Source organism: Sphingopyxis macrogoltabida (genome assembly GCF_001314325.1).
GTDB classification, from domain to species: domain Bacteria; phylum Pseudomonadota; class Alphaproteobacteria; order Sphingomonadales; family Sphingomonadaceae; genus Sphingopyxis; species Sphingopyxis macrogoltabida.
In genome coordinates, this window is record NZ_CP009430.1 from 377,173 (window position 1) to 401,587 (window position 24,415).

Genomic DNA, 24,415 nt, shown 5'->3' on the forward strand with positions numbered 1-24,415 from the left:
GCATTTGTCGCTTTCAGATGCGTCCGAATGGAGCGGCAATTAATACAAGAAATACAGGAGTAAGATTGTTACAGATTTCTGTCAGCGGGGTTTAGTGCTACCTCTATTGCCGTTAGAGTCGTCGTCGCAATGAGCAACGCGCGCTAAAACGGGTCTGTAAGCCCGGCGGGCTTGCCATCATGGAATCGGCGAAGGGGACGGGTCGTTGGGAAGAGTTGTCGGACGGAATTTTGTTGGCAGCACGTCCGGCGATGGAGTCTAGTAAAGGTGACTCTTCGCGCGCCGAGGACCTGTTTGAGCGTTTGAGCCCGCGGCAACGGGAGTGCCTGCGCCGGGTCTATCGGCGTAAGACGTCGAAGGAGATCGCGACAGAGCTCGGCCTCGGCGTTGGCACGGTCGACACCTATATCACCGAGGCGATCTCGACATTGCAGGCGCGCAACCGCCGGCATGCTGCTGAGCTGCTGCACGCTTTTGAGGCGGCGGCAGGCACCCCTCGGAAATTCGAGTTGGAAAATACGGGGGTAGTCGAAAGCCGACCTGACAGGACATCCGGGTCGTCGGAAGCCAGGCCTCTCACATGGCTGCAGTCGCTTCCGTTTCGAACCAAGGGAGTCCCGTTCAATGACCTCAGTCCATTCCTCCGCTTCTTCTGGATCGCCCAGCTCGGGATCGCGCTCGCCGTCGGCTTCGGGATGCTCGCAGTTGGCCTCGAAGTCCTTTCAAGGATCCTCCGATGACGTCGCCGCACCGGACGCCCATGTGGCGGAGCTGACGGACGCGTTATTCGGCTACGAAAATCTGTTGCAGCGGCTCTTCTCGGAAGGCGGGCGCCTCGCGAGCGCGGTGGTAGCCGCGCAGTCGCATGAAAATCTCTCGCCCGTCGCCGGGCACCAGATCCTCTCGGCGATCAGCAACGCTCAACTCTCCGTGAGCGGTGCCATCGGCTATATGGCCGAAGGCCATCGTCAGCTCGAGGTCATGGCGCAGAAGCTCGGCATCGATCCGGAAGCTTTCGGCGATGTGATCAAGCGGCCGGCCGCGCGCGAAGCGACCCCGATCGGCCTTGCCGCATGACAGCAAGGGCGGAAGGGCTCCTTGCAACCTCATGATTGTCATTGCGGTCTTTATTGGATTGCTCACCCTCGCTGCTGGCTATGCCCAGTGGCGGGGCGGCGCCCCGGAGAAGCTCGGGGCGGCCGCAATGTTCGGCGCGATGCTCGCGACTTTATGGGTGGGCTCGCACGGACCGTCGTTCAGGGGAACGCAGTGGGAATTGCTCCTCGTGGATTTCGGTCTGTTTGTGGCGTTGTGTCTGCTCGCAAATTTTGCCGACCGGTTTTGGCCGATGTGGCTTGCGGCATTCCAGCTGGTGGCAGTCGCCGCCCATGGTGCCAGCGCCTATAGCCCAGGGATCCTGCCCGTCGCCTATTGGTGGATCGTGGGCAAGATCTCTTATCCGATGATCGCGATACTTGCGATCGGCACGCTGCGGCACGATCGCCGCAAGCGCCTTGGCGGACCAGAGTTTGGATGGACCCTTGAGCGCCACCGCGCCCAAGCGCGTCCCGGAGAAAGACAATGGACGAGCTAGACGCCGAAGGCCTCGCCCGGCTCTGCCAGGCGGTATACCGGCTACGCCGCGCACGCCAAAAATACATGGCCGCGGCAAGTGACCTCTTCGCCGATCCGATCTGGGATATGATGCTGGACCTTTATGTCGCCTCGCAGCGTGGCCAGCTCACGACTGTTACCAATGCCTGCGTTGCCGCCGACGTGCCGCAGACAACCGGGCTTCGCTATATCGAGAAGCTCACGTCGCGCGGCCTCGCCGTCCGCTACAGCCATTTGAAGGACAAGCGGATGCTCGGGCTGGAACTGACCCCCGAGGGCAAGGCGTCGATGGAAGACATGTTGCGGGAGATGGCTCGCGTGCTCGGCGAAGCTGGCTACCGGCGCGAAATCAAGCCTCCACTCCTCCAAACAGGGTGAAGTCGGGGAGATGTGTTCGTCCCGATGCCGCCCGGCGCTGCACCGCGGCCTCGGGAAATTCACCCTGCCCTGCCACCCGCTGCGGAGCATATATGGTCGCAATATGAGACCAAATGTCATTGCAACCGCGCGCGAATGACCGATGCTCGGCGCTGCGGCAAACTGGCCGCGGCGGTGGGTGCCCTCGGGGTTCGGTCACCGTCTGACGGGATTTCGCGCAGGCCTGGCAGGCCAGCAGCCTGACGGGTTCCCCAATAAGGGGTATCGGACATGGGCGCGGACCATGGACTGAGTGAACGGGCCTATGCGGCCCTCAAGCTGGATCTTGTCGAGGGGGAGTTACCGCCAGGCCGCGTGCGGATCCCTCATCTTGTCGAGCGTTATCAGGCCGGCGCGACGCCTGTGCGCGAAGCTATGCTGCGGCTCGTCGGCGAGGGCCTTCTCATCATGCCCGTGCGAGGCGGGTTCGAGGTTCCGGCACTGGACGAAACGGCGGTCCGGCATCTCTATGCGATCGCGCAGTGCACCATTCTCGACGCGGCGGCGTGCCAGGTGGGCGCCTCGTCGCCCCTCGCATTCGACGAGCGCGACGCAACCAATCGAGCGCCTGCGATCGAGCGATTGTTCGAGTTTCTCGCGGCGCGGACCGGCAACCCATATTTCCTGGTGCGCGTGCAGAGTCTCAATGATCAGATGCGTCGGGTTCGACGGGCCGAAGAGAGCAGATTAAGCGGTTTGCAACGCGAGTTCGCGGCGCTGCTTGGCCAAATCAGGCGCGATGAGCGACCATCGGTGCGGCGCTCTCTCATCGCGTACCACAAGCGCCGGCTTCGCCATCTGCCTGAAATCGTGGGCGCGATCCCACCATCGAGGCACGCGTAAAGCCGGCGTTATCCATATTGGACCTAAGCATCGGATATATAGGTCAGAAGCGGGACCATATATGTTTGGATATATGCCGCCGCGCGGTGATCCTTTCGATGCTGCGACCCAGCAGCTGGATGTGAAAGGAACCTACCATGAAAAAGGAACTCGACTATCGCGACGACGAGCTGATCGATCTCGGTGCGGTCACCGACGAAACCCACGGCGGCCCTCTCGGCGCTTTCCCCGACTCGCCCGATCCGCGGGCCCCGCTCGGGATCATCGTCGATTGATGCCCGTCCGGGCTGGCGGACGGTCTGTCCGCCAGCCCCCTCTTGCGAGGAGCGCGCATGCTACCATCGTGGGTCTCGAGCTGCGACATTGACGGGCGCACGATCTTTCTGGACGTCAGGCGCAATCGCTATACGGCGATGGGGTCCGACATTGCCGGCGCGCTGAAGTCGGGTGACTACGCCGCCGTTCCGCCAATGATCCTGAAGCAGATCGGCGATTGGGGATGGCAGGACAGCGACGGCGACGAGCGCCTACGCGGCGGGCGCCTGATCGAAAAGCCGAGCATCGAGCTTTCAGCGATGAGTCGTTTTGAAGACGCACCCCTCCGACTTGTCGGCTCGGCATTGGCATCGCTTCTTCTGACCCGATGCCGCCTGACAACCGAGAGTTTCGAAACGCTTCTCCGTCGGGTGGAAGCCGCGAATGACAGCGCCGCCCGATTATCGCCGGGCACGACCCCGGGCCAAATCGTTGCTGCCTCCGAGATGGTGGACCGGGTCCTGTCGGGATCGCGGGCTTGCCTTGTGCGGTCCCTCGCGCTGCACCGATTGCTCGCCCAGCATGGACACGCGTCGGCGCTGGTTTTCGCCGCGCGATTAAATCCTTTTCGGGCTCATTGCTGGTTGCAGCAAGGCCAAGTGGTGCTGAACGATACAATCGAACAAACAGGCCTATTTACTGCGCTCCGGGTGATCGAATGACCCGGGGCTTCGCCGCGATCGCGATTCCATCGACCGCCCATAAAGACCGGCTCGAACGGGGTGTCGAACGAGCTCGATCCCTAGGTCTTACGCCTTCTGTCGTGGCCGATGGGCTGGTCGTCCTGACATCGGGCGATATCAAAGTAAATGCTCTCGGCGCCAGTGGAGGTGCCTTGATCGGAGACGCCTTTCGCCGGCTGACCCCAACCCAGACATGTGACAGCCAGCATACCGCCAGTGAGGCGGCGCGCATTGTTGGAGATGGCCGGGCGTCGATGGACATGTGGGGAGATTATGTCGCCATATATTTTGGAGGTGATGGGGATTTGCGGTTTCTGCATTCGCCCTGCGGTAGTCTCAATCTCTATTACATGCCTTGGGATGAATGCCTGCTGATGGCGTCCGACGCCGCTTTGCTGCTCGGCATAGCTGGAAGCCATCGAAGTCTGAACTGGGATATGATCGCGCACGCCATTCTCTGGGACGACGTAAGCTGCGGCAAAACCTGCATCGACGGAATAGGTGAAATCCGGTCGGGCGAGTGCGGGCGTTGGCCGCCCGGTGCGGTTTCCGTTGAAGCAATTTGGGATCCGTGGCGCTTTACCGAAGCGGACGTCTCGATCTGGGAGTCTCGGGAGGCGATCGAACTTGTGAGGCAGGAGATTCACCGCTGTGTCGCCGCGCGCAAGACACCCGGCACGCATTACGCCATCGATCTTTCGGGCGGCCTCGACTCATCTATCGTCGCCGCGGCATGCGGCGCGGCGGGCATGAAGGCCACGGGCATAAACTTGTTCGACTCTGGGACCGAGGGCGACGAACGGCATTTCGCACGAGGCGTCGCCGATCATCTAGGACTCGCGCTTAAGGAAGGAATGCCAAAGGCTGGGGATATCGATTTGGACCGATGCGCCCGCGGCCATCTCCCTCGCCCCTATGCGCGGGCCTTTGTCCAGGCGCTGGATCATAGCGCCTATAAGATCGCCTCAGACATCGGCGCCACCACCTTCCTCAATGGCGGCGGCGGAGACTCTGTCTTTTGCCATCTTCAGAGCTCGGCGCCCGTTGTCGACGCATTGCGGTCTCGCGGCCGCGCCCCGGGTGCGGCGCGGATGGCATTTGAAGTAGCACGCAGCGCGCAGTGCAATGTATGGGACGTCATATCGAAATCCGGCAAGAAGCTCTGGCGGGGAAGTCCGGCGGACAGAATGACCGCGAACCGGGAATTTGTGAGCGATGCACTGGAGGTGAAGCAAGGCGCGTCGCCCCTCCCACCCCCTCGGCTGCGTCCATTGCCTGGCAAGGTTGAGCAGGTGCACGGCATTTACCGCTCGCTATCGAGCATCAACGGATTTGCTCGCTCGGACCGCATGAAGGGCATCTTTCCGTTACTGTCGCAGCCGCTCGTCGAGGCTTGCTTGCGGATACCGAGTTGGCTTTGGCTCGGCGGAGGAAGGAACCGATTGATCGCGAGATTGGCGATGGAAGGCGAACTCCCCACGATGGCGATCTGGCGAATATCGAAAGGTGGCCTTGGCCAATTGCAACGCGATATCATGTGTAAAAAGCGGGGCCATATCCGCGCAAAACTGCTGGATGGCCAGCTTGCGCGGCAGGGCTTCATCGACGCTGACGCTATCGGGCGCGAACTCGAAAATGATGGGTCCTACCGGATCGAAAGCCTGTATCGGCTCATGCGGCTGCACGATATTGAGACTTGGTGCAACGCTTAGCGACGCGCCCCGCATTTCGGCATCGGCTCCGTTGCCCAACGCTTCAGCTCCGCGATCGATCGCCGATATACGGCGTCGCGGTGGGCCGGCTGCCATTTATTGTGATACTCGTCGGGGAAGACGAACATATCGACGACAACCCCGGCTTGCTTCAGCGCGGCGAAAGAGGCCAGCGCCATGCGTGCCTCACGGTCGGCTGTCTGAATGACGATCCGCGCACAGATTTTCGAGGCATTCATCGCCACGCTTGTGCGCTTCCAGCCGCGCTGGTCTTTCCCCGGTGGAAGATAATAGCCCCGATCATTCATCCATTGCTCGTAGCGTGGACCGATCGATGTCATCGTGATCTGTGGATCCTCGCAGCATGTACTCAGCAGGGCCAGGGAAAAGACCCGCGAATTGATGAGCGCATATGTCGCCGAAGACGCACCGTCGCTTAGGCCAGTGATTGCGATGCGGTTACCGTCGATAGCAGCGACACGCTTCGCTTCGGCAATGCCTTGGAGCAGCGAGTCATGCGCGCTGGCCCGGTCGAGGCGCAGTTCGACAATCTTTTCCGGTGACACCAATTTTCTGGCGCGCGCCATTGCCACTCCATAGTCGAGCGGGCGGCTGATACTAAGGACGGCGAAGCCCTCGGCCCCAATCGCTTGGATCGGATACTCGTCTCCTACGCCGCCCCGTAAGAAGCCACGCGTGTTATATTGGACGATCACCAGCGGCAGCGGCGCGCGCGACTGCGCGCCAGGGGGCAGGACGAGGTCGCCTATGCCCTCCAGCCCAAACCGATTGACCCAGCGAAGGCGGGTGACCGGACCTGGCATTAACGCGTCCCATTCGGGATTGAGGTTGGCAAGCGGGCGGGTCTCGCCCGATTCAAGATCTATCTCGATGACGTCGCGGGGACGTAGGGACGTCTCGCGTCCGCAGATCAACTGCGCCGCGAGTTGGCAGCCTGTGAACGCGTCTTCCGTCTCAGCAATTTGTCTCGGTGGCCTTACTCCCGGTTGCCATACATAGATTCCCGTGGCAGCGCCTGCATAGCCTTGGCGGCGTAGATAGACGACACGGTGGGACGCGGCCTCCATCCATGCGGCGCTTACATCGGTGCATGCTTCTTCCTCGCAAGGGACAGGCTTGCCTTTGACCGTCGCGCGCACGCGCGAACGATAGGCGCCGACCGGCAACGGATCGGTAACAATCTCTGCCTCATCGCTTGCCGTGACAGCGCCCGCCGCGTCCGCGGGCAGCCTTTTTAGGGGCGCATCTTGCCAATGCAAGCCGTCGGATAGATCGACCCGATATCTTTCGATCTCGAGCGCCTGCTCTTCGAAAGGCTCGGTCGTCGCCAGCATCCAAAAACGGGCATCATACCGATAGCCCGAGAGCCCTTCGGCCCTGAAGCGTTCCTGCTCGGGAGAACCATGGGAAACGAAATCCACCGATAGAATGGCCTCGCGGGGATTCCAGGTAAAATCCCTCACATCGGCCCCGGCCTTGGAGAAGCTCCGTGACTGGCCAGTCGCCGGCGATAGAACGTACAGCCGCGTTTCGCCTTGCTCCCGGCGCAGGAAAGCGAGCCAGCCAGCGTCATACGACCATTTTGGCGTCAGCGCGGCCGCCATCCCCCTCGGGAAGCGTTTCAAACCATAAACGTCCAACACTTCCCGAATATATTCTCCTCCCGCGTCCAACAGCACCGGCGGCGCGGTTGGAGAATTCAGGTCGAACAGGAGCACCGCTTGGCAATAATCATTTGCCGCTGGATCGGCCCTCCGAAGCTGGACAGCCAGCTTGGTGCCATCCGGCGACATAGCAAAGCCGGGCGCGAATGTTTCGGAGACCGCGCTCGAACCGAAATCTCGAAGCCCTATAAGATCGTCGGGGCGGACCGCGCGTTTTTCGGAAGCCGCGCGGGGGATGGGGACGATGCCGCGGCAGATCAAAGGCGTATCTGCCTGGACCGGCGTCGCGCCAACTCGATCCGTTGCCACGGAAATACTGGCGAGCAGGCACAACGCCAGCTGGGTCCACGCGCGGCTCAACTGTTTCATGGCGCAGATCAAAGCCTGTGCGACAGCGAAAGAGCGATGAAACGGCCAACCGGAGAATAGTTGGTCGAGTCATAGGGTTCTGCGAACGCCGCAGGCTGCAGATAGGGTGGTCTCCGATTGAAGAGGTTGCTGACGGTCAGCTGGGCTTTGAGACCGTCCAACCAGGGATTGTTGCTCGCGAGCGTGTAGCTTGCCGATAGATCAAAGGTCAGCATGGATTTCCCATCGCGGTAGGGAAGCCTGCGACGATCTTCCACACCGCCGATGAGATTTGAGTATGCGAACAGGTCGAAGCCAGAACCGCTCCATCCGATGTTGCCACGAAAACGTAGGTGCGGCGCATTCCAGGCGGTGCCTGCCAGATCGAAATAGTTCGTGCTCTGACTGTTCTTTTGACGGCTCTCGATCCAGCTTCCGCCGACTGACGCCGCGAGCTGCCCACCTGCCATTGGCGTGCTGTAACTCAAGGTGACGTCGACGCCTTTGATCTTCTGCGACGCAACGTTTCGGACATAATTGTTGACCAGATAGGCGACATTGGCCGGATCGAAGGCCCCACCCGTTGCATTCTGGAAGAAATCGGTGCCTGCGATCGCCGCGTTGACCTGATCGAGCGTGGGATTCAGGATGACCACATCCGAATAGATAGCATTCAGGCTGTCGGAATAATTTCCGATCGGGGCCAGAACGCGGTCCCTATAATTGATCCGGAAATAGGAAAGCTCGACCGAAAGGCCCGGAACGCTCTCGGGATGTATATCAACCGACCAGGACTGGGTCGTGGCGCGCTCGGGCCGCAAATCGCGCGATCCGCCTGCGAGGATAAGCGCGGTTGATCCCGGCGGAGCATTGGACCCGAGAAAGAAGCTTGGCGGGAACAAAATACCCCCTGCCCTCTCGAACTGATCGCTGAGCCTCGGCGCTTTGAAAGATCGGCCCCAGGATGCCTTGAAATCGACAGCAGCGCTCGGGCTGTAGACGAGCCCCAAGCGCGGAGTAAGGACGTCTCCCGCGAGTTTGTAGCTATCGTATCGCGCAGCGGCGGAGAGGGTGAGAGCGTGAAGCCACGGCGCGTCGTTGAGCCCGGAGACCAAGGGGACCGAAATCTCGCCGAACAGAAAGCGATCCTGTTCGCTCCCACCATTCCTCGACGTCACGCCGATCGCCTGATAGCGATTGCTTCGAAAACCACCGCCGACGACCGCACGGACAGTGCCGCCCGAAATGGCGAAGACCGGGCCCTCGAAATAGCCTTCGGCACCGTAGATCCGGTGACAGTAGCAAAGGCCACTTGCATAGAGCTGCGTATTTCCCGAGAAACCGGCAGTGAAATTATTCGTCCGCGTTTCGCCGTAAACGCCCGTTATCGAAAGACGCCAGGCGGGGCCGACGGGAAGCAAAAGGCTCGGCGCGACCGCGAAAGTCTCGTCATCGGTGTTCGATCGTTGCAGAACGCCGGCGGCCAAGCGGTTCACCGAGAATTTGCGCTTGTTATAATTGGCGTCAATGCTGAACTCGCCGCCGCCCGCGATCGTCTGGTTCGCGCTGAGAGTGAGCGAATGATTTGACTGTCCGGGGATCAGCGGAAAAGGCTCCCCGAGATAGGTCGTATAGTCTCGATCGGCTGCGTCGATTCTTGCGTCCCGCCGATAGCCATAGGCGGCAAGTAAGCCACCTCCTTGCCACTGCTGGCCAAAGGCGGCCTGATACTGCTGCGAGAAGCCGCCACCGTCGGTCGACGAACCGAGCCGGGTCCGCAGCGAAAGGCCGTCGAACGAGCGCCGGAGAATGACGTTCACGACGCCAGCGACGGCGTCCGAGCCATAGAGCGCGGAGGCGCCGTCCGGCACGATGTCGACGCGCTCGATCGCATCAATAGGGATAGCGGAGATATCGATGCCTTGGGCGAGCCCGCCGAACGCCAAGCGGTGACCGTTGAGCAACGTCAATGTCGCGTCTGCGCCGATTCCGCGCAGATTGACCGCCGAGCCGCCTGTCACATTTTGGTTGGTGAGGCCGCCCGCGACGGCGCCACGGCCTACACCTGGATTTTGTCCGCCGCCGAAATTCTGCGGCAGGGCCCGCAGGGCTTCTCCCATATCCCCGAAGCCGGCGCGGGTTATTCCTTCACGGTTGATTGTGATTTGAGGGGAGGCCAGCCTTCCGCCCTTGATACGCGAGCCCGTAACGGTGATTGCATCTTCGTCGCTGACCTGGTTGTCGGCTGGGGCAGCCACCGCAGATCCCGAATCCCCGATCAGAATGGCGCTCTGCGTGATCTGGATCGGAATGTCCGTTCCAGCGAGAAGCGCGCGTACTGCTTGCTCGAATGAATACTGTCCCTTCAGTGCTGGCGCAGTGCGCCCCTCCACGGCAGAGGACGCGATGATGATCTGGTGACCAGATGACCTTGCCACCGCGCGCAGCGACGTTTCCAGATCCTGCGCCGGAAGGTCGTAGTTGGCGGTCGCGGCGACTTGAGCGGCGACGGGCGCAGCAGGCGCGAGAATGGCTGCTGTGGCGAGCAGCGCGCTCGCCACACCGGTGCGAAATGTCATGGATTTTCCCCCCACTTTATCAATCTGGAGCGGACGAAATCCCGCTCGAACATGGTAAGGACGCTTTGGATTTTGACATCCACGTTGGAAGCGAGATTATTTCATCCTGCGCGTGAGAATTATCTCTCCCGACGCGCGTTGGATCTCCAATCCAAGCAGCTGCGCGAGGTTCACGGAAAGCGCTTCTGGATCGTCGATCCGAAACACGCCCGAGACCTCGATCGTGCCGAGCGTCGGATCGGCCAGCCTGACCTTCGTAACCGCGTAGCGGTTCATCTGGGCGATGACGTCCGACAGCGGCGCCTTCCGGAACTCGACCATACCGGTTGGCCATTCATCGGCGGGCTCAGCCTGCGGCGGTGAGAGCCGGGGCGTCGCGCCACCATCATAAAGCAGCCCCTCCCCCGGATTGAGTCGAGTTGCCTCCGCCCCGCGCGCACCGCCTCGGCGCATGACGTCGACCGCCCCTCTGATCAGGTGGACCTGGACCTCCTGCCCGTTGACATAAGCTATGTCGAAGACCGTGCCGCGTGCGAGCACCGCCACCTCGCCGGCGTCGACGATGAATGGTCGGGCCTCATGTGCGACCTCGAAGCGGGCGCGGCCGTGTTCGAGCCTTAGACGCCGAATGGTCTCGCTAAAGTCGACGGTCACAAGCGTGTCGGTGTCGATGATCAGCGTCGAGCCGTCCTGAAGCTTGACCGTACGGATTTCGCCGAGGCGTGTAGCATACTGGACCGCACCGAGGTTTCGGGTCGCCTCGATTGACGCTGAATGGATACCGCTATCGTTCGGCAGCATTGGGACGGCGACAGTGCGCCAGGCGACGAACCCCACGATCGCGGCGGCGCCGATCCCCGTCATCCAGAGGCGCTTGGCCGCGCCGCGGACCGGTCGCGCGGGCGGAAGATTGTCCCAATCCACTCGTTTTCCGGCCGAATATAGATTGGCGATGCGATTATAGGCGGTGCGATGGAGGGCGCCGCGTGCGAGCCACCGCTCGAAATCCGGGCGGTGGCTTTCGGCTTCGTCCCCGCGCATTTTGACGAACCACTCGGTCGCCTCGCGATGGAGCTGATTGTTTTGAAAAGGGTTGCGACGTTGTTCAATCATCGGAGTTCACCCTGTGATCGAGATACCTGATGGCCTTCAGCATCTGAAGTTCGACTGCGCGGACTGTGATGCCCAGCCTCTCTGATATCTGTGAATAGGTGAGGTCTTCCTGGCGGCTCAGCCGGAACACCTCTCGCGTAAGCTCCGGGAGCTCGGCCAGCGCCGTCTCATACCGGCGCATGAAGTCCGCAGCGTCGATCATCCATTCCTGCTCCGGGGCCACCGCGAGGTCATTTGCCTCGTCGATCGGAACATGTACGGCCTTGGCCCAAAGCGGCGCCCGGTTCCTGCGACGCCACAGAACATGTCTGGCGACCCCCAGCAAATAGGCTTGGGGGGTCTGCGGCCGCGCGGGTGGCGGGGACGCGACGAGTTTGACGAACGTCTCCTGAACAAGGTCATGCACCTCATCTTGATTGTTGACAGCACTCCGGAGGTAGCGGGCCAGGTCGCGTCCGTCAAGGTGGTGTAATTTCGGCTGTGGCCGTGGGCCATCGTCAGGCGGCTTTGGCGGTGATGTGTAGGGGCTGATTTTCCTCCTCGATCATGGGTTGGTTGAGTTCGGCCATGCCTTCGATCTGCATGTATCGGTGCTGGAGCTGCCACTCGTCGTTCTGCTCCATCAGCACAGCCCCGACGAGGCGGATGATGCTGTCTTCGTTCGGGAAGATTCCGACGACGTCGGCGCGGCGCTTGACCTCCTTGTTGAGCCGCTCGAGCGGATTGGTTGAGTGTAACTTCGTGCGGTGCTGGGTGGGAAAGCCGGTGTAGGCGAGCACGTCGGTTTCGGCCTCGTCCATGCAGGCGCCGAGCTTGGGCCAACGGGTGCGCAACTGGTCGGCGACCTGTCGCCAGACCTGCGTTGCGCTTTTCTGATCGGGCTGCAGGAAGACCTGGCGGATCGCGGCGGCGACGACAGTGTTCTGGCCCTTGGGCACATAGGACAGGGCATTGCGCATGAAGTGCACCCGGCAGCGCTGCCAGGTGGCGCCCATGACGCGGGTGATCGCGCCCTTGAGGCCCTCGTGAGCATCGGAGATGACCAGCTTCACGCCGGTAAGACCGCGCCGAACAAGGTCCTTCAGGAAGTCGGACCAGAAGACCTCCGCTTCCGAGGGGCCGATATGCAGGCCGACGATCTCGCGCCGGCCCTCGGTGTTGACGGCCATGGCGATTATTGCGGCAACGCTGATGATCCGCCCGCCTTCGCGTACCTTGAGATAGGTGGCATCGAGCCAGAGATACGGCCATTCGCCGGTGAGCGGGCGTTTCAGAAAGGCATGGACGCGCTCGTCAATGTCCTTGCAAAGCTTGGAGACGGTGGACTTGGAGATGCCGGTCATGCCCATGGCCTGGACGAGTTCATCGACCCGCCGGGTGCTGACCCCGCCGATCCACGCTTCCTGGATCACCGCAACCAGCGCTTTCTCGACCATCTTGCGGGGCTCAAGGAAGCCCGGAAAGTAGGACCCAGCACGCAGCTTGGGGATTTTCAGGTTCAGCGTGCCTACCCGGGTATCCAGCGAACGGTCGCGATAGCCGTTGCGCCAGGTCGCGCGCTCGCTGCTGCGTTCGTGGCGACCCGCGCCGATCAGGCCATCAACGTCGGCCTCCATGATCAGCTGCAGCACGTTCTCGGCGATGGTGCGCAAAAAATCCGGTTGGCCGCCCTTCGCAGCAAGCTCTTCGATCAGTAATCTGTCCTCGGTCATCGGGAACTCCTCTTCGTCACGGTTGAAGTGTGCAAACTCCACCATAACGATGAACCCGGTGGCCACCAGCGACGCCGCATTCCGGGGTGGGGCATGCCCCACCCCGGAATACACCATCGCCTACACCGGAAATTACACCACGAGCGCGGACGCTAACGCGGGCCAGGCGCGGTGCCTCCGATCGAAACAGGCGGTCCAGCCAGCGTTCGGTGGCTTCCGGCGAGAGGGCGCCGTCACGCGGCGCGTCGCTCATCTCTTCGCCTCGCGCGCAAGCGATCGCCCATCGATCTTGGAGTGAAAAGAAATGAGAACCATGGACAACGCCGCTCAGCAATGCATGCGCGTTCCTGCCCGCTTGGGCATTGAGGCGCAGAATGTGACGGCCGACCATGGACAGTCGATCGTATTTGGATCGTGCGGCTCCGCGATGCAGGGCCGCTGGATAGATGTTATGCACACCTGCCTCGCTCCGCGCAAGTCCAAGGCCAGCGGCGTCGGGTGCTTGTCTTGCTCCGGGTCTCGATAGATCGGTCGCTCTACTACGACCGGACGAAACTCACTCGCGCCCGTAAATAGTATGATTGTCGAACATTTATGATCGCCAACAATCAACATCGGGAGTTCGCGCCGTTGGAACGGGAGGACTTTCTGAGATTTTGGTCTATCCGGCAGCAGGCGAGAAACGGAGCCGTTCAGCGCCGAGGTAATCAATGCTGTTCTCCCGCGATATTTGCGTGGAGGGGCGGGCATATATTGCGCGCGTGACGTGTTTTGACTTATTCGAGCGGACCGGATTGGGGCTACAATTTAGCCTCAGTTCCAGCGAATTTGCCTTCGGACATCACCGATCGATGGAGCGCGGTTCGCTCAACAACACCACGCCGGTACTATTCGTGCGGACGCGGCCAAGGCGTGGAGGTCACGACCTGCCGCGCATAAAGCTCGTAGGCTACGGCCCGGATCTCATGGACAGCGATGTCCTCTGGCATCAGACGCAAGCTGAGGGGTCGGTCATCATCGATGTCGGGTTGGACGAAAGTATCCGGAAGGGGCGCCGCTATCTGAGGGACGGAACCGTTCAGAGGAGCCAGCGGATCGGGTAGCGGGATCGCATCGATCTCCTGCACGTCGAGACGGATGCTGTCGTCGTAGTCATCTGCGTCGACGTCGATGGTTCGTATGTCGAGATCGATGTAATGGGTGTGATGCGGGAAGGGCTCGACGCGGGCCGACCGATTGAAGAGCATGACGTTGCCACCGGTCAGGCCGCGCTGCGTCGAATGATAAAGAATGCCGTCGATCGGGGGCGCCAGGCGGTGCTCGAGATATTCCGCAACCACCTGCGTCGGGACGTATCCGAGCATCTCGGCGCCGGGCATGACCGGACGCGAAATTTGTTCGCCGAGCGAACGCAGGAAATGTGCGCGGTCGCGCTTCACCTCGAACTCGGGATCAAAGGGATTTGCCTCGGGCACGAGATTTTCGAGCGCGCTGAAGTCGAGCAGTTGCAAGGGCCGCAGAACTTCGAAGCGGCTTACGACGACCTGCGCGCCGACCGGCGGCCGGATTTCGGCGACACAGGTCGCCTCGTCGATCGCGCCATAGAAGCCCGGGATGCCGGCGGCATTGAGGCGGCCGCCCTGCCCGATGCCCGGCGGCAACGGACCGATCTGGAGGACGGGCTGGCTCAAGATGCGGCGCAGTTCGTCTTCGTTCGACGCGACACGGGCGCGATAGAAGTGGCTTCCCGGTTCTCCGGGAAGGACGCGCCTGATCACTGATTCGGCGTTCCTAGTGCGATGATTGCCGATGTCCGCAAAGACATCGTCGAGCCAGGCGATGGCTTCCGCGTTGATATGCCGCGCGGTCTTGCGCAGGGTGTTGCAAAACCGCTCCCACCGCTCTTCCTGCCAGAATTGGGGCGTGCGGCAGCGCTTGAAACCTGTCGAATAATCGTAGGGATTGCCTTCTGAGTCCTCGCCGTAAATTTCGCTAAGGTGTTCTTCGATGCGGAAGGCCAAGTCGGAACCTATACCCGCGATGTCGGCGAAGATGGCGGCGGCCCCGGGGCTTTGGTCGTAGGGCGTGAGCTCGAAGTTGGGACGGAAAGCTTCGTCAATTCGCTCGGCAAGCAGCACGAACGGGACCGACGCGCGCATTTCGCCGCATTCGGCGCAGGTCGCGTTCCGGGCATCGGACGCCAGCCGGGTGCGCAAGTGAACATTGCCGATGCATTCGAGACAAACGGGATGGGTCATCATCGTGCGATGCGGCAATTTCGATCGCGAAGCCGCCGATAACAAGCGGGATAGCTGCTGCCGAGGCGCATCACGGCGGCGGCGCGTCCAGTCTCGCGCGGTCGTCGTCAACCGCTTTCGCGAGCGCGGCCAGATGCTCGGCACAAACCTCCTGCACGATCGCGCTCAACTCTCGGACACGTTCCCCGAGCCACGCTAGATCGTCGGCTTCGATCCGGTAGTGCTTGGATTATGCCGAGCGCCACACTATGCCGAGCGGGCGCGGTAGGTCCCGGCTTTCCAGCAACTTTGCGGTGATCGGCTCGGCATAGTTTTACGCTCCTCCCTGCACCCATCGCAGAGGAGGAAGCTATGACGCTAAATGATTTTTTGAACGGAAGCTGGACGATCCGCGATTTGCGGGCGGGGCCATTCAGGGACTGCATCGACCTGTATTCGGACCGGCTTCGCAACGACGGCTACAGCACGGTCACGGCAAGATATTCGGTCAGGATCGTCAACGGTTTCATCCGGTGGCTGACCGAGCGCCATTTCGATCGCCGCAACATCAACGAACAGCTCGCCGCTCGCTTTTTTGAGGATGGGGATCGGGGTTGCCGTTTGCGGGGCGGCGACCCGGCGGCGATCGGTAGATTTGTGGAGGTCCTCCGCGAGGCGAAGATTGTCGCTCCGGCGTTACCGCTTCCGTCCAGCCCCACCGATCAGATACTCGAGCGCTTCCGCGCGTATCTCGATCATCGGCACGGTCTCAACGCGAGGTCGTGCGCGGCCTATGTCAAGTTCACGCGCCCCTTTTTGCGCGACATGTCGATTACCGGGCCTGGCGATTTCGCTCAACTGACAACGGCCGACGTCCTCGGATATGTCGAACGGCGTGCCCGCGACGCCAGTGCGGCGACGGCGGTGGCGATGTGCTCACGGCTCCGATCGTTCCTGCGATATCTTCAGGTCGAAGGCTTGATCGCGAACGATCTTGCGGCCTGCGTCCCCTCGGTAAAAAAGTGGCGCTTTACAGCGCTGCCGACCTATCTTTCGGCCGCGCAGCTTGAGCAGGTGCTCCAGCACTGTGACCAGAACACCGCTTCAGGGCGCCGCGATTATGCGATCCTGCTATTGCTCTCCCGGCTTGGACTGCGGGCACAAGAAGTGGCGACCCTCACGCTCGATGACATCGACTGGCGCGCTGGGCAGTTCCGCATTCAGGGCAAGGGACGGCAACAGGCGATCATGCCGCTGCCTCCCGATGTTGGCGCCGCCATCGCCGCATATCTTCAGAGCGGTCGCCCGGTATCCGATAGACGCCAGCTCTTCCTGAAGGCCTACCCGCCGCATTCGGGATTCCCGCCGACGAGCGGCATCAGGGATATTGCCGGGAGAGCGCTCCGGCGGGCGGGGATCAGCGATATCGCCCATCGCGGTTCGCATATATTCCGCCACAGCCTTGCAACCGAACTTCTGCGTTCGGGCGCCGCTCTGACCCAGATCAGCCAGGTGCTGCGGCATAAAGATCACGATACCACGCGCATCTACGCGAAGGTGGATCTGGCAAGCCTGCGTACCCTGAGCCAGCCATGGCCGGGAGGCGTGCAATGAGCCCGCTACGCGACGCGCTCGAGCGCTACATCACCATGCGCCGCGGGTTCGGATACAAGCTGCGATGCCAGGCTCTGCTGCTCTCGCGTTTCGTCGCCGACATGGAGCAACAGGGTGCGGCGATTATCACCACCAAGCTTGCCCTCGACTGGGCCACCAAGGAGGCAAGGCCGCCAACCTGGCCGGGACGCCTGTCGGCCGTCCGCGCCTTTGCCAGGCATTTGTCGAGCACCGAGCCGCGCACCCAGATTCCGCCGACGGACATCCTCGCGGCAAGGCAGCGCCGAACGCCCTATATCTATACCGACCAGGAGATCGGCAGCCTGCTCAATGCGATGCTGACGGTTCGCTCGGCGAAGGGCCTGCATCGCTGGACCTATTACTGCATTTTCGGCCTGCTTGCGGTCACTGGATTACGGATCGGTGAAGCGCTCAGGCTCAAGCATGACGATGTCGATCTCGGCGCTGGCCTTCTGACTATCCGCGATACCAAGTTCGGCAAGTCCCGCCTCGTTCCGATCCATTCGACCACGGTTGCCGTGCTCACCGATTACGCCAAGCGCCGCGATGCAGTCTGCTTCACGCCGATCAGCCCGACATTCTTCGTCGGGGAACAAGGTCGCGCGTTAAATCATAGCGCGATCCATCTGATATTTCGTACGGTCGCTCGCCAGATCGGCTTTGCGCCGTCCCGGCGATGCATATCGCGGCCCGCGCATTCACGACCTGCGCCACAGCTATGCGGTCGCCACCCTGCTGCGCTGGTACCGTGCCGGCGACGACGTCGAGCAGCGATTGCCCATCCTGTCGACCTATCTAGGGCACAGCCATACCAGTTGCACATATTGGTATCTGTCGGCCTGTCCCGAGCTGATGGAGCATGCCGCGCGGCGGCTCGATGCCCGATGGGAGCAGGCGTCATGACCCGGTCCCCGTCCATTGCGCCACTGATCGAGCGGTATTTCGCTCAGCGCCTCATGCATCAGCGCGGTGTCAGCCCGCACACCGTCGCATCCTACCGCGACACGTTCCGGCTGCTGTTGCGCTTTGCACAGCGCAGGCTCGGGAAGCCGCCTTCGCACCTCGATCTCGCCGATCTCGATGCCCCCTTCATCATCGCCTTCCTCGACGATCTCGAAGCGGGCCGCGCGATCGGAGCCAAGACCCGCAACCTCCGGCTGACGGCGATACGGGCGTTCTTCCGTTTTCTCGCTTTCGAGGAACCGGCAAGCAGCGGGCAGATTCAGCGCATTCTCGCGATCCCCGGCAAGCTCACCGAGAAGCGCGAGGTCCATTTCCTGTCGCGCCCGGAGATCGACGCGGTCCTCGCCGCGCCCGATCGAACATGCTGGCTCGGCCGCCGCGATCATATGCTGCTGCTCTTCGCGATCCAGACGGGCCTGCGCCTTTCGGAGATCGCCAGCCTTGATCGCAGCGACATCATGCTCGGCACCGGCGCGCATGTCCGATGCGTCGGCAAGGGCCGCAAAGAACGGCGCACGCCGCTCGCAGGCAAGGTCCGCGCTGCGATGCAGAACTGGCTGAAGGAGTCGCCACGCGGCGGGGCATCGGCGCTGTTCCCCAACATCCACGGTGGCCGCCTCAGCCCCGACGCCATCCAGTATCTGCTCGCCAAGCACGTCCGGACGGCGCGCGCGCATTGCCCATCGCTGCGACACAAGCGGGTATCGCCGCATGTCCTTCGGCACACCGCCGCGATGGAACTGCTCCAGGCGGGTGTCGACCTGTCGGTGATCGCGCTGTGGCTCGGACATGAGTCGATCCTGACGACGCAGGCCTATCTCCATGCTCATATCGCACTCAAGACCGCCGCGCTCGCCAAGCTCCAGCCGCATAATATGAAGCGACCCGGGCGGTTCGAACCGGAAGATCGACTGCTGGCCTTTCTCGACGCGCTGTAGCTCGGACCGCCGCAGCGATCAGAGGTCGGCCTTCTGCCGGAGCCCATCGAGCCATTCGCGCGACACCGTCTCAACCGTGTCGCGCAGCATGGCCACCGCCGCCCTGATCGCCTGCAGATCATCGCTGCCGATATCGTACGCAGCCGAGTAGCGCGCCTCGACATAAGCGCGTTTCGCCAGTTCGAAGCGCCGGCGATCGACCTTCGTTGCCCTCGGCCAGGCCTCGACGAGCCGCGTCTCCCGGTCCTCGGCGAGCGAACGCAAAAACTTCAGATTATGCGAACGCGGAACATATTGGCTGCGCACCAGAAGGAAGCAGGTGTACGCCCGCTCGGCAGCCTGATGCAGCGTGAAGGCGGCGTCGTTCTTGTGTCCTTTGCCGATATAAAAATCGGCCCCCTCAAGCGCCGTGTCGACCTTGGCCAACCAGTCCGCAAAATAGCCGCTCGCCATTTCATAGGCATCCGCCGCGGTCAGCGGCTGCGGCGTGGCGAGCGCCGTGCCGTGCAACTCGTAGAGAGCGACACCGTCCTGCGCGATGTCGACCCAAAAATACTCGCCGCGAGTGAGCCCCCGATTCACCTCTTCGAGCGTGTGGACGATAATGTTCACGGGCCGTGCAATCGCCGCATCACGCAGGATCTTGTCCTCGGCGACATACCAATATTCCGCGATATCGGCGAGGTCAGCGTGGCTGACGATGATCAGCAGATCATAATCAGACTGATACCCGTTCTCGGGCTCATCGACCCAGTCGCCGCGCGCATAGCTGCCGAAGAGGATGACCTTCCGGACCTTGCCGTTCTTCTTCCACGGCTGCGTCGCGCGCGAGATCGCGACGGCAAATTCGTCCATCAAAATCCGCGTTGCTAGCGCCAGTTCTTCCTGCTGCGCCGGCGGAAGATGATCGACATCGTTCTTCATCCCCGGAGTCTCGCCATCTTCACGCCCGGTGGCAAGACCTCATTGCGGCCGATCGGCATCGATTGCCCCAGATCGGATGCGTAAAACTATGCCGAGCCGATCACCGCAAAGTTGCTGGAAAGCCGGGACCTACCGCGCCCGCTCGGCATAGTGTGGCGCTCGGCATAATCAAAGTTATGCCGAACTCGGCATAATTTCGAATAGCGTGCCTTCACATAGGCCTCTTTCAGCAGACTGAACCGTCGGCGCGCTTCTTTCGTATCGTCCGGCCAGACGTAGACGAGGCGCGGATCCAGCCTCCGCCCTTGTTTGCGGAGGTTCTCGATGTTGTGGCTGTGCGATGTGTAGAACGTGCACGTCAGCAACAGAGTGTGATAGAGCCGCTCGGTCGTTTGGTGGAGCTGGAAGGCGGCGTTTTTGAGGAAAACTTGGCTCGTACCTTCGGCAAGGGCCAACTCAAACATTTTGTAGAAGGCGCCAGCGCTGGGGAACCATTCTTCATAATATTCGCGCGCAAGCTTCAACGCATCGGCGGGGCGCTTCGGCTTTGGCGTCGCGAGTTCGCTGTCGTCGGACTGACGTGACCCCCTGGTTTCCACCAGCCGGGATTAGAGCCCAGCAGCTTTGTTGCGCATGAGCGCGGTGTAAGCAATGGCCTGCGCAGCGGAGCCCGAAGGGCGTAGCTGCGCAGGCCATTGCTTATGCAGTTCGGCGGCGAACGCCGCCGGTGTCTCATATCCAAGTGCCGAGTGCGGCCGCGACTGGTTGTAATCTTCGGCCCAGGCCGCGATCACTGTGCGGGCATGGTCGAGGTCGAGGAACAGCGTCTCGTTCAGAAGCTCATCACGCATCCGGCCATTGAAGCTCTCGACATAGCCGTTCTGCATCGGCTTGCCGGGTGCGATATAATGCCACTCGACGCCGACCTCACCGCACCATGCGAGCACCGCGTTCGATGTCAGCTCGGTCCCGTTGTCGCTGACGATCATCCCCGGCCTGCCGCGTTCCTCGATCAGATCGCTGAGCTCGCGCACGACCCGGCGCCCGGAGATCGACGTGTCGGGCACCGCGCGCAGGCACTCCCGCGTCACGTCGTCGACGATGTTGAGCACCCGGAACCGCCGGCCTGACGCCATCTGATCATGCACGAAGTCGAGGCTCCACCGCTGGTTCGGTAGCGCCAGCACCGGTGCGGGCGCCCGAGCACCGATCGCCCGGCGCCGGTTACGTCTTCGTCGGACCATCAGTCCTTCCTCCCGATACAGGCGCTGAGTCTTCTTCCTGTTGATCATCACGCCCTCCCGGCGCAGCAGGATATGCAGGCGTCGATAACCGAACCGGCGACGCTGCTGCGCCAGCTCGCGCAGCTTCTCCCGAACCTCGGCATCGTCACCACGCTGCGACCGGTAGCGCATGCTCTTCCGATCGGCCCCTGTGACACGGCACGCCCGCCGCTCGCTCATCCCATGGCAAGCCTGGAGATGGGCGACCGCTTCCCGCTGAACGGCGGGCGTCACCATTTTTTTGTGAGAAGATCCTTCAGCGCCGCATTGTCGAGCATCGAGTCCGCAAGCAGCCGCTTCAGCTTCGCGTTCTCGTCCTCGAGCGAGCGCAGCCGCTTCGCCTCGGACACCTCCAGGCCGCCATACTTGGCCTTCCAGTTGTAGATCGTTGCTTCCGACACCCCGTGTCGCCGCGCCAGCTCGCCGGTCTTCGCGCCCGCCTCCGCTTCCTTCAATACCCCGATGATCTGCTCTTCCGAAAACCTCAAACGCTTCATCTGTCCGTCCTTCCTTCAAGGCCGGACTCTAATCACTGTTGGAGGAAAATCAGGGGGTCACGTCAGGACTGGTAGAGGACGACACCGTCCTTGACAACGTCAAGAAAGAAGAACCGGCCGTCGGCGAGATTGTTGTTCACCTGCTGGAGGGTATGAACGATCAGGCTGACCGGATGGCGCAGGCGGCCGAGGATGACATGGTCGCGGCTGAACCGGTCTTCGAGCTTGGTCCAATGTTCCGGTTCGGCGAGCTCGTCCTGATTGACGATGACGAGGATATCATAGTCCGACACATATCCCTTGGCGGTCTGGGGCTCATAGATGCCTTCGCCGCGCGCAATCGATCCATAGAGAATGACCTTCAGGATCCGGCCGGCCTTGCGATCACCGATGGCAAGCTTGTGCGCTTCTTCGAACTCCTCGAAGATCGCACGCACGATCTGTTCGAGTTCGCGCTGATTTTTCGGGGGAAGATGGGAAATGTCGGAACGCATGACGCTGCTACCTGCATGAGGGTTGGGCGCTAGGCAATGGGTTTGCCGTCGTCGTCGTCTTGCAGCGCCGCGTCGAGCGAGAGAAGCGCGGACGCAAGTTCGTCCTGTACATCGGCCGCCGACATCCCGAGCCGTGCAGCGATCCGGCCATAGTCGAGATCTTCGCGCGAGTGGAGGAGGAAGACCTGGCGGGCGATCGACGGCAGCCCGGCGATAGCAGCGGCGAGGCGCGCGGGATCGATACGATCGAAGGCAGTCACACCCGTGCGGGCCCGGAGCCAACCGCTCAGCCAGATGCCGTCGCGGTCGATCTGCTGCCGCGCATCATCGTCGATATGGACGCCAGGGTCTTCCTGCCAGTAGCGCCGTGTCGCAGCAATCAGATCGGGCGTCGCCGCGGTGCGGCAGTGCTCCTCAAGGATATGCCGAAGGCTCAGAGCAAGCGCGCGGCGGCGGGCACGGCCGCGGAGCCAAGCAAAAAACTCATCGTCGGCGGACAGCCGATCGCTAATCTGCAGGAGGAGTGCGCGCGTGATCAATAGGTCCATGGGGGTGTCCTTTGCGGAAGGTCGGGACGCCGGGGGCCTTCCGCCACCGCATCCCTCGACCGCTCCCCTCCCCCTTTTCTCGATCCACCGGCCGCGAGTGGCGGGACACCGCCCACGGGCAGCCAAGCGCGCGGACCCGAAGCGTGGGGACTACCTTTTTGGACCAAATATCCCGTGCAAGTTCAGGCAATTCTGAGGCATTTTGATCGGCCGCAGATCGGCCAAGGCCGATAGATTTCTGGAGGGGGCAAAAATGGTGGCCGTCAGGGTTGGAGGTCGTTTGTTCGAAGCATCGCCCTGCCCTCTCGCGTCTGCTGAGCGCGGGTCGTGGGCCCGGTACGGATGAAGCCCGCCGGCGCCCGCCAGTTCGAGACGGAGGGTTCTCACCCTCGTCTCAAATCCTCGGACACGAAGGCGTTCGCCAAAGCGCTGCTTGCAGCAAATCACGCCCGCGACGGAATATTGAGCGATGTCAGCTTCGCGGATGCGACTTGGGTGATGCTGCTCGATCTGTTCGTCTCGCAGGCGCACGATGGCCGCCTGTCGCTATCGGATCTCTACACGTCGATTTCGGCTCCAAAGGCGACCACGCTCCGGACGATCGCGCGCCTCGTCGACCAGGGTCATCTGGAAACCGAGGCCGACCCGCGCGATGGGCGGAGGACACTCGTTCGACTTACGGAGGACACCTATCGCCAGATGGCCGAAGTCGTCGAAGAAATCCGGGGAATCCTGACTGATAGGCAGAGAGGTGTTCCGGATGGCACCATTGCCCCCTAACCGAACAGCGTCTTGAGAACCTTGGTCGTCGGAACGATCGTCCACGGCCGATCCATAAGGCGGCTGATCCGATAGTGCCCGCCTGTCTGAGGGTCGCGCAGGATCACCCGCCGCCCGCGTTTTGCGATGATGAACTCCTGCAGGACATTGCCATCGCTGAACTTCATGGGCTCGGGGAGCCGAATCCGATCGCCGTCTGCGAGCCTTCGTGCTCGGCGCTCCAGATTGGCGCGACAGCGCGCACGCCAGTCAAGGGCATATTCCTTGTCGGTCGGCGTCAGCAAATCGAGAATGCTCGCGGGGCAGTCCGTCTCGCAGGGGCCCATGGATTCCTCCATGTCCTTATAGCCAAAAATATAGCCGTCTTTTGCGCGGGGATTCCAACGGACGAGGCACACGATGGCAAATATCTCGCCGCCCTGTCCGTTGGTCATGACCTGCGTGGCGGCATAATAGACGCGGTTTCCCGGGCAGCTTGATGCGAGCACCTTAACGCCTCGGGACGAACCGTCGTCCTCCGCACGCTCATAGGTGAACTGATTGTCGAGATAGGCTTTGGCCGTAGCGTGGCCACCCATCGATCCGCGGGGCATGAAGAGCCATCCCATGGCAATCTCCTTTGTTGCAAAGTTGAAGATCAGGTGCGCTTCAGGCCGCTCGTTCGGCCGAGGCATCCGCGCTCATTGGCGTGTCGGGGCTGAACGCCGTCAGATATGTGAAGGCCTGTTCGGCCTTGGCGGCGGCGTGAATGATCGCGGTCTTGTCGCCGCGCAGGATACCGAGCCAATGGCCGACGTAGCTGGCGTGGCTGTCGTGGAGGATGTTGGGGAGCCCGAGCTGCGAACAGCAGAGGCCGGCGCCAATCTCGGCGACGAGCTCCTCGAAGGCGTATGCAGCGTCGCCGAAACGCTTGCCGAATGTACGGGAGAGCCTCTTTGCGTGCCCTGACCAGTGCGACTTATGCCGATATCGGCATAACGGCCATAATGCCGTAACCCAAATTATGCCGCATCGTGGCGAGAAGGCGCGGTTGGCGGCATGATCGCGCTTGGCCCATTCGGCATAATCTTCGTCGCTCCAACAACATGGAGCACG

General features: G+C 61.9%; 23 protein-coding genes and 2 pseudogenes. 12 read left to right on the forward strand and 13 right to left on the reverse strand.

Translation table 11 applies throughout. The annotated features are described in order from the left end of the window. Positions 1-179 precede the first annotated feature (179 nt). From LH19_RS26735 to LH19_RS26765, 8 genes are all read left to right on the forward strand, one after another. Positions 180-740: a helix-turn-helix domain-containing protein gene (locus LH19_RS26735; protein WP_082396434.1), complete on the forward strand. Its 561-nt coding sequence runs from the start codon at positions 180-182 to the stop codon at positions 738-740. Continuing rightward, positions 706-1,077 carry a hypothetical protein gene (locus tag LH19_RS26740; RefSeq protein WP_145923692.1) on the forward strand — a complete coding sequence of 124 codons (372 nt, stop codon included), beginning with the start codon at positions 706-708 and terminating at the stop codon, positions 1,075-1,077. The genes LH19_RS26735 and LH19_RS26740 overlap by 35 nt, the downstream gene beginning before the upstream one ends. Before the next feature lie 31 nt (positions 1,078-1,108). Continuing rightward, positions 1,109-1,594, forward strand: coding sequence for a hypothetical protein (locus LH19_RS26745; RefSeq protein WP_054735316.1), 486 nt, complete (start codon positions 1,109-1,111; stop codon positions 1,592-1,594). Further along, positions 1,582-1,992, forward strand: coding sequence for a MarR family transcriptional regulator (locus tag LH19_RS26750; RefSeq protein WP_062913037.1), 411 nt, complete (start codon positions 1,582-1,584; stop codon positions 1,990-1,992). Before LH19_RS26745 ends, LH19_RS26750 begins: the two co-directional genes overlap by 13 nt. A 270-nt stretch (positions 1,993-2,262) precedes the next feature. Then, positions 2,263-2,874 carry a GntR family transcriptional regulator gene (locus LH19_RS26755; RefSeq protein WP_054735322.1) on the forward strand — a complete coding sequence of 204 codons (612 nt, stop codon included), beginning with the start codon at positions 2,263-2,265 and terminating at the stop codon, positions 2,872-2,874. A 137-nt stretch (positions 2,875-3,011) separates the two neighbouring features. After that, a complete protein-coding gene (locus LH19_RS29120) occupies positions 3,012-3,149 on the forward strand; it encodes a hypothetical protein (RefSeq protein WP_167346309.1) in 138 nt (45 codons plus the stop codon). 57 nt (positions 3,150-3,206) lie between these two features. Beyond that, a complete protein-coding gene (locus LH19_RS26760; protein WP_054735325.1) occupies positions 3,207-3,851 on the forward strand; it encodes a lasso peptide biosynthesis B2 protein in 645 nt (214 codons plus the stop codon). Beyond that, complete coding sequence (locus tag LH19_RS26765; protein ID WP_082396435.1) at positions 3,848-5,584, forward strand: asparagine synthase-related protein; 1,737 nt, start codon at positions 3,848-3,850, stop codon at positions 5,582-5,584. The genes LH19_RS26760 and LH19_RS26765 overlap by 4 nt, the downstream gene beginning before the upstream one ends. Here the strand turns inward: LH19_RS26765 and LH19_RS26770 are convergent. From LH19_RS26770 to LH19_RS26800, 6 genes are all read right to left on the reverse strand, one after another. Then, on the reverse strand, positions 5,581-7,638 hold the full coding sequence (locus LH19_RS26770) for an Atxe2 family lasso peptide isopeptidase (RefSeq protein ID WP_062913038.1): 2,058 nt from the start codon (positions 7,636-7,638) through the stop codon (positions 5,581-5,583). The genes LH19_RS26765 and LH19_RS26770 overlap by 4 nt on opposite strands. A gap of 8 nt (positions 7,639-7,646) precedes the next feature. Next, complete coding sequence (locus LH19_RS26775) at positions 7,647-10,196, reverse strand: TonB-dependent receptor (protein ID WP_054735332.1); 2,550 nt, start codon at positions 10,194-10,196, stop codon at positions 7,647-7,649. Between the two features lie 96 nt (positions 10,197-10,292). Further along, entirely contained in the window at positions 10,293-11,309 is a 1,017-nt protein-coding gene (locus LH19_RS26780) for a FecR family protein (protein WP_054735334.1), read from the reverse strand. Next, entirely contained in the window at positions 11,302-11,841 is a 540-nt protein-coding gene (locus tag LH19_RS26785) for an RNA polymerase sigma factor (protein ID WP_082396436.1), read from the reverse strand. Before LH19_RS26785 ends, LH19_RS26780 begins: the two co-directional genes overlap by 8 nt. Next, positions 11,807-13,021 carry an IS256-like element ISSpma2 family transposase gene (locus LH19_RS26790; RefSeq protein ID WP_006954973.1) on the reverse strand — a complete coding sequence of 405 codons (1,215 nt, stop codon included), beginning with the start codon at positions 13,019-13,021 and terminating at the stop codon, positions 11,807-11,809. The genes LH19_RS26785 and LH19_RS26790 overlap by 35 nt, the downstream gene beginning before the upstream one ends. Before the next feature lie 887 nt (positions 13,022-13,908). Continuing rightward, on the reverse strand, positions 13,909-15,282 hold the full coding sequence (locus LH19_RS26800; protein ID WP_054735343.1) for an RES family NAD+ phosphorylase: 1,374 nt from the start codon (positions 15,280-15,282) through the stop codon (positions 13,909-13,911). 597 nt (positions 15,283-15,879) lie between these two features. On the opposite strand from LH19_RS26800, the gene LH19_RS26805 reads away from it, so the two are divergent. The 3 genes and pseudogenes from LH19_RS26805 to LH19_RS26815 all read left to right on the forward strand — a co-directional run bounded on the left by LH19_RS26805 (position 15,880) and on the right by LH19_RS26815 (position 18,794). Next, positions 15,880-16,872 (forward strand): tyrosine-type recombinase/integrase, encoded by a 993-nt coding sequence (locus tag LH19_RS26805; RefSeq protein WP_158514395.1) that lies wholly within the window; start codon positions 15,880-15,882, stop codon positions 16,870-16,872. A 335-nt stretch (positions 16,873-17,207) separates the two neighbouring features. Then, positions 17,208-17,495: pseudogene (locus LH19_RS29770) on the forward strand (tyrosine-type recombinase/integrase); the annotation flags it as partial. Positions 17,496-17,792: 297 nt separating this feature from the next. Further along, the gene (locus tag LH19_RS26815; RefSeq protein WP_054724983.1) at positions 17,793-18,794 is read left to right on the forward strand and encodes a tyrosine-type recombinase/integrase; all 1,002 of its coding nucleotides are present in this window, start codon (positions 17,793-17,795) and stop codon (positions 18,792-18,794) included. 18 nt (positions 18,795-18,812) lie between these two features. Here the strand turns inward: LH19_RS26815 and LH19_RS26820 are convergent, their stop codons facing one another. The 5 genes from LH19_RS26820 to LH19_RS26845 form a co-directional block, all read right to left on the reverse strand. Continuing rightward, entirely contained in the window at positions 18,813-19,718 is a 906-nt protein-coding gene (locus LH19_RS26820) for a HEPN domain-containing protein (protein ID WP_054724984.1), read from the reverse strand. A gap of 86 nt (positions 19,719-19,804) precedes the next feature. Next, entirely contained in the window at positions 19,805-20,317 is a 513-nt protein-coding gene (locus tag LH19_RS26825) for a HEPN domain-containing protein (RefSeq protein WP_054735346.1), read from the reverse strand. Between the two features lie 9 nt (positions 20,318-20,326). After that, positions 20,327-21,498 (reverse strand): IS3-like element ISSpma3 family transposase gene (locus LH19_RS26830; protein WP_145923318.1). Its coding sequence is split into 2 segments (ribosomal slippage): positions 20,327-21,246 and positions 21,246-21,498, totalling 1,173 coding nucleotides; the frame shifts between segments, so codons are not numbered across the junction. 62 nt (positions 21,499-21,560) lie between these two features. Next, positions 21,561-21,992 (reverse strand): nucleotidyltransferase domain-containing protein, encoded by a 432-nt coding sequence (locus LH19_RS26840; protein WP_054735349.1) that lies wholly within the window; start codon positions 21,990-21,992, stop codon positions 21,561-21,563. Between the two features lie 29 nt (positions 21,993-22,021). Next, a complete protein-coding gene (locus LH19_RS26845) occupies positions 22,022-22,531 on the reverse strand; it encodes a sigma factor-like helix-turn-helix DNA-binding protein (protein WP_158514510.1) in 510 nt (169 codons plus the stop codon). A 351-nt stretch (positions 22,532-22,882) separates the two neighbouring features. On the opposite strand from LH19_RS26845, the gene LH19_RS26850 reads away from it, so the two are divergent. Continuing rightward, on the forward strand, positions 22,883-23,320 hold the full coding sequence (locus tag LH19_RS26850; RefSeq protein ID WP_145923693.1) for a winged helix DNA-binding protein: 438 nt from the start codon (positions 22,883-22,885) through the stop codon (positions 23,318-23,320). Here LH19_RS26850 and LH19_RS26855 read toward each other — a convergent pair. Continuing rightward, the gene (locus LH19_RS26855; protein ID WP_054735357.1) at positions 23,317-23,928 is read right to left on the reverse strand and encodes a DUF6927 domain-containing protein; all 612 of its coding nucleotides are present in this window, start codon (positions 23,926-23,928) and stop codon (positions 23,317-23,319) included. The two genes, LH19_RS26850 and LH19_RS26855, sit on opposite strands and share 4 nt — an antisense overlap. 40 nt (positions 23,929-23,968) lie before the next feature. Beyond that, positions 23,969-24,277: pseudogene (locus LH19_RS29125) on the reverse strand (zincin-like metallopeptidase domain-containing protein); the annotation flags it as partial. Positions 24,278-24,415 lie beyond the last annotated feature (138 nt).